Annotated in this window: 19 protein-coding genes and 1 pseudogene; 9 read left to right on the forward strand and 11 right to left on the reverse strand. The window is 59.5% G+C overall.

The window, feature by feature from the left end; all coding sequences use genetic code 11:
* From INQ48_25050 to INQ48_25095, 10 genes and pseudogenes are all read right to left on the reverse strand, one after another.
* Positions 1-270 carry a hypothetical protein gene (locus INQ48_25050; GenBank protein QRF56577.1) on the reverse strand — a complete coding sequence of 90 codons (270 nt, stop codon included), beginning with the start codon at positions 268-270 and terminating at the stop codon, positions 1-3.
* Between the two features lie 91 nt (positions 271-361).
* Positions 362-2,281, reverse strand: a complete 1,920-nt coding sequence (locus tag INQ48_25055; GenBank protein ID QRF56578.1) for an AAA family ATPase — start codon at positions 2,279-2,281, stop codon at positions 362-364.
* The gene (locus INQ48_25060) at positions 2,268-2,768 is read right to left on the reverse strand and encodes a hypothetical protein (GenBank protein QRF56579.1); all 501 of its coding nucleotides are present in this window, start codon (positions 2,766-2,768) and stop codon (positions 2,268-2,270) included. The genes INQ48_25055 and INQ48_25060 overlap by 14 nt, the downstream gene beginning before the upstream one ends.
* Positions 2,762-3,325 (reverse strand): hypothetical protein, encoded by a 564-nt coding sequence (locus INQ48_25065; protein ID QRF60887.1) that lies wholly within the window; start codon positions 3,323-3,325, stop codon positions 2,762-2,764. Before INQ48_25065 ends, INQ48_25060 begins: the two co-directional genes overlap by 7 nt.
* Before the next feature lie 341 nt (positions 3,326-3,666).
* Positions 3,667-3,972, reverse strand: coding sequence for a hypothetical protein (locus INQ48_25070; GenBank protein ID QRF56580.1), 306 nt, complete (start codon positions 3,970-3,972; stop codon positions 3,667-3,669).
* Between the two features lie 7 nt (positions 3,973-3,979).
* Positions 3,980-6,031, reverse strand: a complete 2,052-nt coding sequence (locus INQ48_25075) for a phage terminase large subunit family protein (GenBank protein QRF56581.1) — start codon at positions 6,029-6,031, stop codon at positions 3,980-3,982.
* Complete coding sequence (locus INQ48_25080; GenBank protein ID QRF56582.1) at positions 6,031-6,564, reverse strand: hypothetical protein; 534 nt, start codon at positions 6,562-6,564, stop codon at positions 6,031-6,033. The genes INQ48_25075 and INQ48_25080 overlap by 1 nt, the downstream gene beginning before the upstream one ends.
* Positions 6,565-6,745: 181 nt before the next feature.
* Positions 6,746-7,531, reverse strand: a complete 786-nt coding sequence (locus tag INQ48_25085) for a hypothetical protein (protein QRF56583.1) — start codon at positions 7,529-7,531, stop codon at positions 6,746-6,748.
* A gap of 602 nt (positions 7,532-8,133) precedes the next feature.
* Positions 8,134-8,412: pseudogene (locus INQ48_25090) on the reverse strand (MarR family transcriptional regulator).
* 11 nt (positions 8,413-8,423) lie between these two features.
* Complete coding sequence (locus INQ48_25095) at positions 8,424-8,996, reverse strand: phage regulatory CII family protein (protein ID QRF56584.1); 573 nt, start codon at positions 8,994-8,996, stop codon at positions 8,424-8,426.
* Between INQ48_25095 and INQ48_25100 the strand changes: the two genes are divergently transcribed.
* Entirely contained in the window at positions 8,995-9,288 is a 294-nt protein-coding gene (locus INQ48_25100; GenBank protein ID QRF56585.1) for a hypothetical protein, read from the forward strand. The two genes, INQ48_25095 and INQ48_25100, sit on opposite strands and share 2 nt — an antisense overlap.
* A gap of 165 nt (positions 9,289-9,453) precedes the next feature.
* Positions 9,454-9,744 carry a hypothetical protein gene (locus tag INQ48_25105; protein QRF56586.1) on the forward strand — a complete coding sequence of 97 codons (291 nt, stop codon included), beginning with the start codon at positions 9,454-9,456 and terminating at the stop codon, positions 9,742-9,744.
* A 62-nt stretch (positions 9,745-9,806) separates the two neighbouring features.
* On the opposite strand, the gene INQ48_25110 is transcribed toward INQ48_25105, so the two are convergent.
* On the reverse strand, positions 9,807-10,169 hold the full coding sequence (locus INQ48_25110; protein ID QRF56587.1) for a hypothetical protein: 363 nt from the start codon (positions 10,167-10,169) through the stop codon (positions 9,807-9,809).
* Positions 10,170-10,381: 212 nt separating this feature from the next.
* Here INQ48_25110 and INQ48_25115 point away from each other — a divergent pair, with 212 nt between their 5' ends.
* The 7 genes from INQ48_25115 (at position 10,382) to INQ48_25145 (ending at position 13,359) form a co-directional block, all read left to right on the forward strand.
* On the forward strand, positions 10,382-11,152 hold the full coding sequence (locus tag INQ48_25115) for a helix-turn-helix transcriptional regulator (protein QRF56588.1): 771 nt from the start codon (positions 10,382-10,384) through the stop codon (positions 11,150-11,152).
* An 89-nt stretch (positions 11,153-11,241) separates the two neighbouring features.
* Positions 11,242-11,439, forward strand: coding sequence for a hypothetical protein (locus INQ48_25120; protein QRF56589.1), 198 nt, complete (start codon positions 11,242-11,244; stop codon positions 11,437-11,439).
* Positions 11,440-11,442: 3 nt separating this feature from the next.
* The gene (locus INQ48_25125; GenBank protein QRF56590.1) at positions 11,443-11,793 is read left to right on the forward strand and encodes a hypothetical protein; all 351 of its coding nucleotides are present in this window, start codon (positions 11,443-11,445) and stop codon (positions 11,791-11,793) included.
* Positions 11,790-12,221: a hypothetical protein gene (locus tag INQ48_25130; protein QRF56591.1), complete on the forward strand. Its 432-nt coding sequence runs from the start codon at positions 11,790-11,792 to the stop codon at positions 12,219-12,221. Before INQ48_25125 ends, INQ48_25130 begins: the two co-directional genes overlap by 4 nt.
* A gap of 184 nt (positions 12,222-12,405) precedes the next feature.
* Positions 12,406-12,678 (forward strand): hypothetical protein, encoded by a 273-nt coding sequence (locus INQ48_25135; protein QRF56592.1) that lies wholly within the window; start codon positions 12,406-12,408, stop codon positions 12,676-12,678.
* Positions 12,679-12,844: 166 nt separating this feature from the next.
* Complete coding sequence (locus INQ48_25140) at positions 12,845-13,018, forward strand: hypothetical protein (GenBank protein QRF56593.1); 174 nt, start codon at positions 12,845-12,847, stop codon at positions 13,016-13,018.
* Positions 13,015-13,359 carry a hypothetical protein gene (locus INQ48_25145; GenBank protein QRF56594.1) on the forward strand — a complete coding sequence of 115 codons (345 nt, stop codon included), beginning with the start codon at positions 13,015-13,017 and terminating at the stop codon, positions 13,357-13,359. Before INQ48_25140 ends, INQ48_25145 begins: the two co-directional genes overlap by 4 nt.
* The last annotated feature ends 2 nt before the right edge of the window (positions 13,360-13,361 follow it).

Here is a 13,361-nt window from a genome sequence, read left to right on the forward strand (position 1 = left end):
TCAAACGATGTAGATGGGGCCGCGCACTGCGCCGCCGGAAGCACCAGCTCCGCGAGATTCCAGCTCCTCGCTCAGCGCCGCGATTTCCTTACGGATTTCAGCGACGTTCTGCTGATACTGAACGGAGCGCCCGTGGTGGGCTGCGGATGTAGGGGAAGCAAGTCGATCCTGCAGCGACGCCATTAGGCGCGTGCGCATCGCTTGAAGCTCTGGAACTGTGAGGTGGCGGTAAATGCCCATGAAGCGATGACAACAGCTCATCGCGGACATTTCCGCTGGACAATGTCACAAACACGCGTCCAGCCTCAAAAAACTAGATGCTTGAGTCGCCCTCTAGCTCGACCCCCCAGATTATTAGGATTCAAATATCGTGAACCTTGAGGGATCTCGATTCTGGCGTGAATGCTTTTCCAACTACCAACTCGGATCCCTCCAATACAGGATTGATTTCGGACGTCGCGAAAATCAGTTGAAAGTCTGATTTATAGGTCGCACACTCTTCGACTATGATTCGCTGCAGCTGATGGCTTCTCCCCTTTTCCATGCCGCCATCATCGATTCCGTCAAGCAACAAAAATCTTGGGACCCGCATATATGCCAATTCCATGCTGGCACTCAGTAGCGCCAGATGGAAAAGATGCCGCAAAACCACTGCCGAACTCTCAGAGAAATTTCTAGATCCATTAATCCACACAGTGTTGTTCGCAAACGAAATAACCACTGATTTCGGGTCAATGAACTCAGGCTGAAGCGGAATGTCTTTCTTCAAAAGTCGAATCAAGGCGCGTTCAATCGCGGCATGCACCTCTGCCTGCCTAGTCTCTTGATTCTTCTTAAGTGAAGAAATAGTATCGCCAAGATGCAACATCTCTGTTTTCACTGCATCGCGTCGAGCCTGTAGATCTGAAATTACAGCTGCGAGCTTTTGCCGTTCATATGCATGCTTGATTTCTTCATCAAGCACCCCAAGCATTCGGTTTATCTCTTCGAGTTTTGTTTCAACATCACTCGACCAAGATGATGAAACAACTGAATACTCTCTCTCGAGGCGTTTAATTCGCTCGATTAAAGAAGGGATTTCCCGCCTCAAAGCCTCTGCATCGGATGAGCGCTGCTCCAACAGTGTGCTTGATTCTTTGAGCTGAATGCTTAGCTCATTTCGCATTCTCAGCAGTTGTGCATCTCCTCGCCCGTCCTCCAAAAGGGATGAGCAAAGATTGCAATGCTCTTTGTCCGAGTCCCCGTTTTTTAACTCCGATAGGCAGCTGGGGCAAAACTGAAACTGTACCCGCCCGAAATAAGATCGAGTTTGCTTCGACTCATCCAGATTTGCCAGACGATCTTCAAGCTCTCGTACAAACAGCAAAGAATCCGCGAGGTCCAATTCCAAAGAACTCAAACGCTCTTTCAGGATGGATTCATTTTTCCTCGCCTCATTTAGTAGACTTCGGAGATTGTCCGCCTTGACTCTTGCTTCGTTTGCATCTTTTCTCGGAAGCGCTCGCTTTAACTTCAATTGAATAACCTGCCGAGTGAGATCCTCGCGCCTCGCCTCAAGCTCCAAAATATGCGCACCGGTGATTACAAGCTCCGGAGTTTGGCCAGATTGGCCAAGCACACTAAAAATCCCGCGAAGTTCCGCCTCAAAGCTAGAGAGCTGCGCATTAACTTCACGCAGTCTCAGTTGTGCTGAATAGAGCTCGTCGTCAAAGGCACCAGAAAGATAGCTACCCACAGTCTCTCGAGTGAGCGCCTTATCGAAAATGTCATCGCGGAAGATAGGACTATGAATGGACGGCTGATCTGCATACAGGACGCGAATAATCTGATGGAGGGTCAGATTTGAAGCTCCCTCGCCTTGCGCCAAGGGCATTTCAAGGGCAGTAAATATGGCTTGCGAAAAGCTAACCTGATGCTCGGTGCGTCTAAAAGGAAACTGTTGCCAATCCTGAATTTTGGCGCCCGCAAGATCACTCATTGCGCCCCAAAATATCCTCATAGGTCGTTGCGATTCCGTACTTATATCTCTCGATAGGCAAACAGTTTTACCATTCAGATCGACTTCGACTAAAGTTTGCGTGCACCGCAGCGCCTCTGGCTTCCATCGGATGTTTTCAGAACCCAATGAAAAGGCCAACAAGTCCATCACCGTTGTTTTGCCTGAACTGTTCCGGCCGCGAACCACATTCACACCAGCATGAAAAATGCAATCGAATGCAACATGTGCATTTTGATAAACAATAAGCCTATTAACCTTTAAGGTCGGCCTAAGCAATGTCATACCGGTGTTCCATAAGTTCCGTACGATGTTTCAAACCGTTATCACCTCTAAGAGGTAATGATGCCAGTTTTGTCAAAACGACTCCGGCCACAGGCTGACGCTTCGCAATAAATTCCGAAATTTTTTGGCTGATTTCACTTGGGATTTGTCGTGATGTTCGAACAATCATTCCCTTCGCAAGCTTTTGGACCTCTATAAGCTCAGAAGCAGCAATACATTTAAGTGCAGCCATTTGAATCTGCTCCATGTCCCGAAACGTCGTGGCAACGTTAATTGGATCATGATAAACGTTAGAAAAAGAATTTGCTTGTCGCCGCGCCTCCTTTACCTCAGCTGGCAGGCGAATTTTAGAAACTGCCGCGGGAAACATTAGATAGAAATCAAGTATTTGAGCTTTCTCCACTTCCAAGCTCTGAAGTGTCTCAGCAATCATCAACATTCTAAATATGCAGTGATACGCGTCGAAGGCGGGGTGATAAATTAGCATTTATCCCACCTTATATGACAATTCCCTCCAAGGAAATACAACAAGGCGTACAAGTCCTTGACCGTAATTTCAAGAACATTCTCGCCCAGCATCGAGCGCGTCTCGTCCAATATTTGCTTGATGGACAAGTCAACAGCTGGGCGTGGTGCACCTTGTTCGATCAACGGAGTAACCGTAAGCGAAAAACGCGTGTGCAAATCGTCCAAAACAATCGTGTAGATCCTTTGGGCGGTGCGCGAAGTTTGATGTTTCATTACTGCCTTAGTTGCGCGCTCTTTAAGGTCAGTAGCAAAAGAGATTAAATCCGCTCGGCCGCTCGCAATTAGCTTTTCCCTCAAGCCACGAACATCAATCTGCGAATTTGCCGACAAATAGTGCTCGAGCTTTTCGCAAAAATTTCCGTCCGACGGGTCGCCAACATCATTGAGTTTCAATTTCGCATAAAGCGCGTTCAGTTCCTCATTCGAGGTGGCGTGAACGATATTGAAGTTATTCGTATTTTTATTGCCTGCAACGATATCTCCGTCGGCTTCGTTGCCGGTCTGGCGGACCAAAATCATGGCCGCGGGGGTCGTGAATTTGTGTGCTTGTCGCCGGCGACGATGTCGCCCTTTGCTTCGTTGTTCCGCTGGGAAACAACCGTTGTCCGTGAGGTTCGAGAGGACCGGCTCGAAATGATGACCTTCAAAGTCCAGCCGGCTCCCAAGCCGGCAACGAACGCTACTGCGTGGGACCACCAATCCATAAATCGCCTCCAGAAATTTCGGATTGCTACATCTTGTTAAACCATTGTAGTACCCGTTACGAAAAGCAAGCAATGCCAGTGTTCTTGAGGCGCGGAACGGTGACACTAACTCAGGGTCGCACAATGGACCGGGACCGAAGGGCCCTTCCAATCTCATGTACGCATCGAGCGATGTAGCGCGACGATACGGCGAACGTGTCGAGGCGTGAGCTGAAACTCGCGCGCTAACTCAAAGAGGTTGCTGCCATTAAAACGTTGGGCAATTTCTTCGTGCGTTCTGCGTCGATCTCTTGAGGTTCGTTGCGGAAGGTAGATGTGCGACCCACCGAGTCGAAGAAGGATCCGATCGACAAGCGACGCCGCAGCTTCATCAGGCGCAGCCGCGCCAAAGCATCGAGCCATCGCTCGAGCCTCTGCCTCGATGATGGACAACGGCTCGTCTTCAGGAATGTGATGCATCGTTTCGTCAGGTAAGTGAAATTGGCGAGAAAACGTCTACTTCATCCGCGGCAGATGGTTCGGAACTCGGAAGTGCGTGTGCTGTCGCGAAGGGCGGCGCCCTCGAGTCGAGTGCGGTTTTCAAACTCGCTGGCGGGGGAGTGAAAAGGTCGACCGGTGGTTGAACTGAAGCTTCAAGGTCACTCCAGCGCTTGTCTGTGTAGTTGTGAAGCCCGAGGCCGAAGGCGGCGTGCAGCGCGTAATTGCGGTTGTCGAGCACTTCGTTGCGCGGCCTGCGCTTAACCCAACGATAGGCTTCTTTCCCGTTGACCTTCACAAGGATGCGCTGCTCCGACGTGAGTTGCTCGAACCACTCTTGCGGCAAATCCTGGCTGAAATGCACAAAGCCCGGCCCCGGCTTCTCGATGGCGAGTTGTCCAAGCAACAGATCCTTCGCCGAGTCGATGCCCACATTCCACAGCTTGATGCCGTTGGGGATCTTCGTACCGTTCCAACGCACCTCCTGCGGGCTGCTAGGACCCAGGACGGGTACGTTCTCTTCGCCTCGCCCCTTGATGGCGCGCAATCTCGGAAGCTGGTGTTGTGTTTTTCGCACCCAGTTGTAGACCGCCTGCGTTTGGTCGCTCGAGTCGATGGAAATTGCGCTCAACCCCATTGAGCCGCCATGCCAAGCCTGCACGTAGCGGCTCGAAAGGTAGGCCGCGACCGGAGCCCAGTCATCTTCGGACGCAGGATTGCCATGGATGACGTGGTGGTCAACGTGCCACGACTCCAAACCGCGGCCCCATGCCCACACGTCGATTTCCCAACGGTCGCGCTGCACGTCCACGCCTGCTGTCAAGATCAGGCCGCCGGCCGGCACGGTCTTCAGTGGATAGTCCTCGGCGCGCGATTGCAGCGCATGCTCATCGGTGCGCTCACCGACAACTTCCCATGTCTCACCGAGCGTCTCGTTGACGAAGAGCTGCATCGGCCCCGAGTCGCCGCGGGCGAGCGCGTCAAGCGCCTCCTCGAATTCCTTCACGATATTTTCCCAGGTTCGCTGCGGGCTGTACGCGGCCCAGATGTGCACGCCCAAGGTCCTCGGCGGGCGAGTGGGCATGCCGGCGCTGTCGCGCCATACCCTGTCCGGCCCGAACCTCTTGCCCGTCTTCTCGCATACCCAGGTGCCCTGCATGGGAAGGCCGCCCTGCAGGAAGTCGCTTTGTCGAATGGACTTGCGGCAATGCGGGCAGACATGGTGCACGCTGGCGGGGTTGCCGCGGTCCCACTTGAAACCGTGCAGTTTTCCTTTGCCACCCCATGCGAGCGGATGCTCAAGGCCACAGTACTTGCAGTCGATGTAAAAGCGAACAAAGCCCTCGGCGTTGAGCACTGCACGCTCAACATGGCACAACCCTTTGAAACCAGGCGTCGAGCCGCCAACGAACTTCGGATAGGGCGCGCCTTCAAGGCGGCCCTTCGCCAGGCCGCCCGGATCACCTGATTTCTCGATGGTCTGGTCGAAGGCTGACCACTCATCGAGGATGGCAATCGCCACGGTGATTCGACGATAGGCTCGCTTCGCCTTTCCGCCGAGCAGATGAAGAACGCTGTCGCGAAACTTCTTCATCTTGATGGTGTCATCGTTGCCGCCACCTTTGCGACGCGCGGCCTGCACCGAAGGCACACCGTCGCGCGCATCGAGGATAGGGTCAATCTCGCTCTTGACGTAGCTGTCACGGTCGTCGTCTGTCGGCTGCCAAAGCGCCTGCTTGCGCCTGCGGTGCGCGATGTTGTAAGCCACGAAGGCGGTGATCATCTTCGTGTAGCCGACGCGCTTGGACTTCATCACATCGAGTTCCTCGATGCGGTCGTCGCTCATGAAGTCGAGGATGCCGATCTGAAAGAACCACGCGATCCATCCGCCTTTCTGGTGCGAGCTTTCGCCAGCGAGCTTGAAGTTGTCGCGGGCCCACTCACTGAGCGTCTGAAAGACCTCGGCGCGCAAACTGCCAAGGCCAAGGCTCACCGCGTGGATCACGGCGCGTAATGTTTCACGCGAAACGTACTCGGCCACTACTGCCCCGTCTCTTCACCGAGCGCATCCTCTGCGCTGCCGTCGTCGTCCGAAGCCAACCGATCCATCTCAAGCACCACGAGCTTTTCGGTCGCGCGAATCCACTCGTTGCGCGCGTTCGCAATGACCTGCTGCACGGTGGCCTTCGCCTCGTCCGGCAAGTCAGGGCTCGCCTTGCGCAGCGCACCCTCGAGCTGCTCGAAGCGATCCACGACCGCGCTCGATGCCATGCCGAGCACGTCGGCGAGCAGGCCGATGGGCGCGAACTCGCCACGCGCCACGGCGTTCTTGATGTCCTGTGCTTCGCGCTGGCTGCGCGCGAGCCTGGCGCGCTCTTGCACGAGGTCGAGGCCGCCGTCTTCGGCCGATGCGCGGCCAGCGGCCACCTCGCGCAGCCGTTCGCAGTACGCGAGCAGCCACGCATGCGCGGTCTGGCCACGCTCGATGACGCCCTCGCCCACCAGCTGGCTCGCCTTTGCTTCGCTCACCCCGACCAGCACAGCAAACTCCGCTTGCGTGATGCCCACGCCCATAGCCTCAACTACCTTCACTTAACCCCCTTAGGAAGGTCGGTGAACAGTCCGAGGACGCGGTTCGAATTACCCGCATTGCAGACCTCCAGGAGGGACCCGCCCCGCTGTTGACGCGCGACACCCCGCAAGGCCGCACGAGAGGTGCGGGACACAGCGGACATCGATTGAAATGACGTTCTATTCATTCGCCTGCCAGCCTGCGGATGCGATAGCGGATGCGACGCTCGATGTATGGCTCGAGGTCTGCACGCTCGGCAACGCGCTCTCTGCTGATGCGTGGTTCGTAGATGCCATCACGAACGAACATGAGCACAGGCCGCACGATGAACCCATCAAGCCCGGTCGCCGCCCATATGCCTGGCGCCAGGTGCTTCGCTGGCCCGCTGCGCAGATAGCCGAACGAGACGAAGAAGCGCACACCCTCGCGCGTCTTCGTGCCCTTGTGCAGCCGGGCCTTGCGCCTATCCGTCATGTTGGCCTTGTAGCCTTGCTCTCCCATCGCCTGGAAGTAGGACAACAACTGCACTAGGAAGCCACCACGGATGTTGCCCCTACCGTCATCACTACCCGGGTAGGGCGTTGCCGGTATCGCCGTCTGATAGCCCGACGGCAGGATGCCGATACGCCGCAGCGCCGCCTCGCTTCGCTTGTCTCGACGCGCGCCGCCGAACTCCTGCGCTTGGAGGATCTTTTGCGGGTCCACGCCCTTGCCACCGAAGTACGTGGGTTCAATCTCCACGCTCAACCGCTCGGGCGTGGCCTTGCGCACGTACACGCTCTTGAGGATGTAGGGGGTTGGCCGGTCGAAATGGTCGCGCATCTCGCGCTGCCATTCGCGCCGCCCCTGAAAGCCACCATCGTTCAGGCCCTCGGCATACGCCTGCTTCACCTGTTGGCCCGACAGCTTGGCGAGCTGCGACTGCACGCTCTTGAGGCTGCTCGGGTCAAATGCCACGGTCACACGCATACCGCCTCCCCTGCCGCTGCCGCGGCGCGCATCACGGTGCGGGTGAACGCGATGAAGTCTGGGCCGCGCCCCACCGAGAAGGCGACTTCATCCCACGGCGCGAGGCCCAGCTCGATGGCCCTCGCGTCGATGCCACCTCGCGTCTCATGCCACGGGCGCGCCGCCACCGCGGGAACGCAGACCTCATCGAGCCAGCGTGCATTACGAAGCCAGGTCGCGAACTCGGGCACGAACTCTCCATCGTCCTTCGTCCACTTCCTGCTAAGCCTTTGGGCCTCGATGGCCGAGCGCATCGTTTGCTGCAGCGCTGCGGTCGGCGCGATCCGAAGGTATCTACGCTCAGCCTTGAGGCGGTTGGCATGGTTCGGGTAGATCGACCAAAGGTCATCAAACCCGGTCGCCCCCCCGCCGGGGGGTAGGGGGGTATGGTTAATGACGGTTCCTGAAGATTCGGGTGACATAGCTGTGTCACCCCCCCGCGACATAGCTATGTCACCCCTCGCGTCACCGGTGTCACCCCTCACGCCATCTTCGACGGGTGTCAATCTGTCACCCGTGTGGATAACTTCGCCCCCTTCATGGGGTGTCACTTTGTCACCCCTCGGTGCGATGTCCTGTCCGGCCACCCACGAAGGGGCCACGCGGTATTCGTTGGTCGAGCCTCTCCGCCCGGTCGCGGCGCTGACGCGCTCCAACCACCCGAGGGCTACCATCTTTTGAAGCTGCCGCTGGACCGTGCGCGTGCTCTGTCGCGTCTTGCGCGCCAGCTCACCGACGGACGGCCAGATCTTCGAACCATCGTCATGGGCGTGATCGGCCAGCGCGAGCGCGAGCAGCATCTCGCTGCCACCCTCGGGATAGCGGTCAAACACCATCGTCATCAGCCGGATGCTCATGGGGCGGCGCGCTCTCCCCGCCCCGCCTGAGGCGCACCGCCCATCCGCGGCTCCTCGCGCATCAGGCTGCGCAGCAACGCGAGCGCGTGCCCGATACCGGCGACCGCTTCGGCCGCGTGGAACTCCGCTTTGCGCATCTGGTTGGCAGACACCCCACCAGCACGTCGGGTGAGCGCCTCGCCGAGCGCCTGCGCGTAGTCCGCGAACGCCATCTGCATCCGTACCAAGGTGTCGATCGGATCGCCCTCGGAATGGACCGGCGTGGCCGGAATGCAGGCGAACCCCAGCTCACCCGCGATGGCATGCAGGATCCGATAGTCACGGCTCTGCCACTGCATCTCGATGGCGTCGCGCAGCGTCAGAAAGTGGGTGGTGTTCTTAGGGTTGACCTTGTGTGTCAACGTGTTGGCATTGACCTGCATGCGCTTCGCCAGAGCATCGATGCCCCCGGCATACCCGTGCGCCGTGTCGTGCGCCGCAATCGCGGCATCGTGGCCGCGGGGCATGTCGGGCACAGGCTCATCGGCGCCATAGCCGTGCGCCGCGTCAATTGAGATATTCGTTCTCATGCAGACCTTGGAAAAAAGCGACCAGTACCCCGCGCCTGCTGGCTCGGCTCCGACGCTGGCGGAGCGGATCGACGCCATCGAGCAATTCCTGCAGCAGCTCGTGGTGCTGCTGGAAGTCGAGCCAGACCTAAATCGAGAGTGCATCGCTGCGTGGATTGAAATATCCACCTCGAGCGCGAGCGCCCATGGCTTATTGACGCTACGAGAAAGAGCTGCGATGGAGCGGCTGTGCGCGCGCGTGTTCTCGCCTGCGGTTGAAGTGCTACAGCCGGCGGCGGATTGCCTGTCATGAAGAGGGAAGGAAACGCGCCGGCCAACGCCAGGCGCATCCACCTAGCGCGAGGGCTACACATGAGCGCCGGCTCCCTGGGCATCAACTTCCAGACACCCGCGCGGCACATCCACGTACCTGTGGCCAAGCGAAAATTCCTCGATCTCCATTTCGCCAGAGGCACTCATGCACGATCCGGAAGAGTTCCAGAAGCAGACGATCAAGGCCATCACCGATCTTCAAAACATGCTTGCGCAGAATCAGAGTCGCCTTTTGGCGCTCTCGGCCGTGGTCCGAGCGGTTCTGACTCAGGTTCATCCGGCGCGCATCCATCAGGTGATCGAGGAGTTCGACACCGGAGTCGATCAACTAGTCGCGCAACTGGATCCGAAGTACCAACGCCCCAAATACTGGGAGGAATGGTCGGAGTTGCTTCAAGACCTGCAGGAGAAGATGAAGGGTGCGCCGCCAACTTGAGCAACGAGACGCGCGCATGCGCGAGGTCGGTTTCGGCGATGCCGGGAAAGATGCGTTCGCACTTAGCCATGCCAAGCTTCCCGTTCTCGTCTGCGGAGCGCCTCGACGCCCACCTCACCCAGCACGCACATGAAGCCAAGAAGACCGTGCCCGCACCAAATCAACGCGACAGCGAGCGCTATGCCGAAGGCGCGTACATACCGCCATCCGTAGGCATAGGGCAACGGCCGATCCTCCGGACGAAGCTGCACGGCCGGCAGCAACATGCCGACCCCGAAAACTCCAGAAACAACAATCCACGCCGAGAGGACGTTCCCGGCGCCCGGCACATCGCCGACCTTCCAGACAAGCAGCAGGGCGCACTCGGCGCCGATGCCCGCCCAATCGATCACGGTGGCGAGGCGACGGCTGATGCAGCTAGGCATGAGCCCCTCCTCCACAATCGCCCACCGGGCCGACATCGATGCCCAAGAGAGCCGGCGGAAGGTGCTTCCGCGCCTGGGCCGCGAGAACGCGGTCTTCGATGCGTGGCGGAAGCTCGTCCGGCCACTTATCGACCGCTTGGTAGGACACACGTACTGCTGCCGCAGCGGCAGCAATCGTGCCTCCTAGCAGTTCAATAGCTGTTGACTTGCGCATGCGCGATATTGAACCACAGTTCAACATTGTTCGCCACCGCAGTTCAAATCATCTCTGCGAATATGCAACCATGGTTGAACTAGGTGAGCGGCTGAGTTCCGCGATGAAAGACCGCGGGGTCTCGATTTCTGCCTTGGCCACGGCAGTGGGAATGTCCTATCAGGGCATCCGAAAGATCGTGCGTGGCGAAACGAAGGAAATGGAGGCGAGCAACTGCGACAAGATCGCCGCCTTCCTACATATCAACAGCCGTTGGCTCTCGACTGGCGTAGGTGAGATGTCGTCTTCACCACCGGCAGATGGGGATGCAGCGAGCACCGAACTCCCCGACGGGGCGATTCCAGTAGATCCGGAAAAGGCGAAACGTATCTGGGTCGTTGGCAAAGGGGCTGGCGGACTCGCAGCCCGCATCTGGACCGATGGGGACTACCCCGTCGGAGTAACCGAGCGATACGGCCTGGTCGCCAGCACGGACCCGCATGCATTCCTGACTGAGGTCAGCGAGGAAAGCATGATCCCGAAGTACACGCCGGGCGATTTTGCACTGGTCGAGCCAGGCACAGAACCGGAACTTGAAGACGACGTGCTGGTGCGGTTGATCGGCGGCGAAACCATGATCAAGCGCCTTCTCTCAAGGCGCGGGGCATATCGTTTCGGGAGCTACAACAGCACGGCCGTGCTTCATTTTCCATTCGATCAGGTCGATTGGGTGTACTACGTCGCGCACCCTGTGCCACGACGCAAGATCAAGTCACGCCACTGGGACTGAACCGCAGTTACGAAAATCTTGCGGACAATTTGAACTGTGGTTGCAATCATGATTGAACTGTGGTTCAATATTTCCATCTCAACACGGAGATGGAAGTGCAAACCACAGCCACACGCAGCTATCGCTGCTTCTACACGCCCAAGGATGCCCTCGGGCACCTAACCCCCTCGGATACCGGCGCCCTGCCCTTTGTGCAGGTGCTGGCTGCAACTGCTGAGCACGCTCAGCACAGCGCCCGCCACGTCACCGGATGCCCGGTGGCCGAAGTCGTCCGCATCGAAGACTGAGCGATGGCACGCGCTCAGATCAACCACGCGGCACCCGGCCGCGCGACCGGCGGCCTCATCGCCACAGGAAACGCGCGGGTCGAAATCTGGCTGCGCACGACTGGCCGCAGGCGCCAGGCCTTCTACCGGTGCGCCGCCGTCGGCATCGCGACTTGGCAACCCCTCGGCGTGCCGCTCGCCAACAAGGCAATCAAGGCCGGAAAGATCAGCCTCCCCGGCATCGCTGACGCGCCCGTCGCGCAGTGGGAAGACGAGGAGGAAGACCACCCGCTGGCCGCCGAATTCGCCGCGCGCGCAACCGCGCTCAACGGCGAAATTGACGTGATCAACCTCGCCGCACGGGGCGCAGCATGAAGACGCCGGCCATCCCGCCGTCGCTCTACGGTGTGCATTGCGCCATCGTCAGCTTGCCGAGCCAGCTCTGCGAGCGCTCCCGCCCGCTGCAAGAGCGCTATGTCTTCTTCGAGGCCAAGGGCGAACCCGGCGCCCACCTCGAGAAGCTGCTCGCCATCACCTGGGGCGTGGACACGCGCGGATGGTGCGAGAACTGCTGGATCTACAACGTCCGCTCCGCTCACGACCGCATCGCGGAGGCAGTGGGCGAGGGCAATTCGCGCGTCTTCGAGTGCGGATGGGGCGGCCCTGAGCGCATCACCTACATCGACCGCGCCGACTGCGATTTCCTCGTGACGCCGCGCATGCGGTCGCGCCTTGAAGCCGCGCATGCAGAAGCCATGGCCGCCGCAAAGCGCCTGCGCGCCAGTGCGAGGGCGACATCGTGAGCGCAGCGCAGCACACACCTGGGCCGCTTCCTGCGGCGCCGCTTTACGGCTTCTTCATGTTGCCGCGTGGCCTGCTGCTCAAGGTGCACGCTGAGCCGTGCGTGTACGCACCGGGCTACTTGCAGTCCATCCGCCCGCGCTGGCCCGGCGCCGCCCCTAGCCAGGCCACCGAAAGCGCAGCGTAATGACCTTCCTGTTCCGCTGCCCCGAGTGCCGCACGCGCCGCCGCGACTATGGGCTGTTCACGCAGCACCTTCGCGCGACCGGGCATCGCCTCTGCCGGTGCGGCGGATACCACTTCGAGCACCGCCCGGGCTCGCCGTATTGCGAGCGCAATCCGATGAGCGCCGCCCTGATCGCCAGCCGTGCCGGCGCATCCGACGAAGAGGTGTTCGACATCGCGCTCGAGATCTCCCTCACCACGACGATGCGCGCGACCGCGCATTGCCCCTTCTGAAAGCGCCACGCATGAATCGCGATGCGCACCCCACGACGCGAGGCCCCATGCGGACCTCGCCCGTAGAGCCCTGCCCGGGCCTTCTCAAAACCGCCGCCATGTTGGCGGTGCCCTTCGTCCTGCCCTGCGCCCTCGCGGCGATGTGGGTCTACGCCTGGAGCACTCCATGAGCATTCTCGTTCCCGATCAGCGCCGCCGTCGCCCCATCCAGACGCCGCGCAGCGGCCCCGTCGGCGGCCTCGATGACCATCGCTTCGTCTACACGCCGAGCGTCGCTACTGACATCCGCAAGACCTTCCGCCGCATTCGCGCCGAGCAGCAGCGAGGGGAGCGCCAGTGACCACCACAACCACCGGCATTTTCTTCGTCGGCAAGGACCGCGGCCCGACGCAACCCGCCGTGAGCGAACACAACAACGATGCAGGCGAGTTCGTCCTGAAACTTCGCCTCATCGACAACCAGGGCCCGCGGCGCACCGAGGTCTACGTCGCGCGCTGGACTGGCGCCGACGCTGCCGCCTGGCGCAAGCGACATCCGCACCTCAAGGCCGGCGACGCGCTGCGCCTCAAGCTGGTCAACCCCCGCTCTATGCCTGGCGCAGTCGCGCCGGAGATCCACGCCGCCATCCGCGCGTGCGAGCTGCTGCCGGCCCGCTCGGCCGCCGCGGCGCAACCCGCCTGACC

It is taken from the genome of Variovorax paradoxus (genome assembly GCA_016806145.1).
In the GTDB taxonomy this organism is placed as follows: domain Bacteria; phylum Pseudomonadota; class Gammaproteobacteria; order Burkholderiales; family Burkholderiaceae_C; genus Variovorax.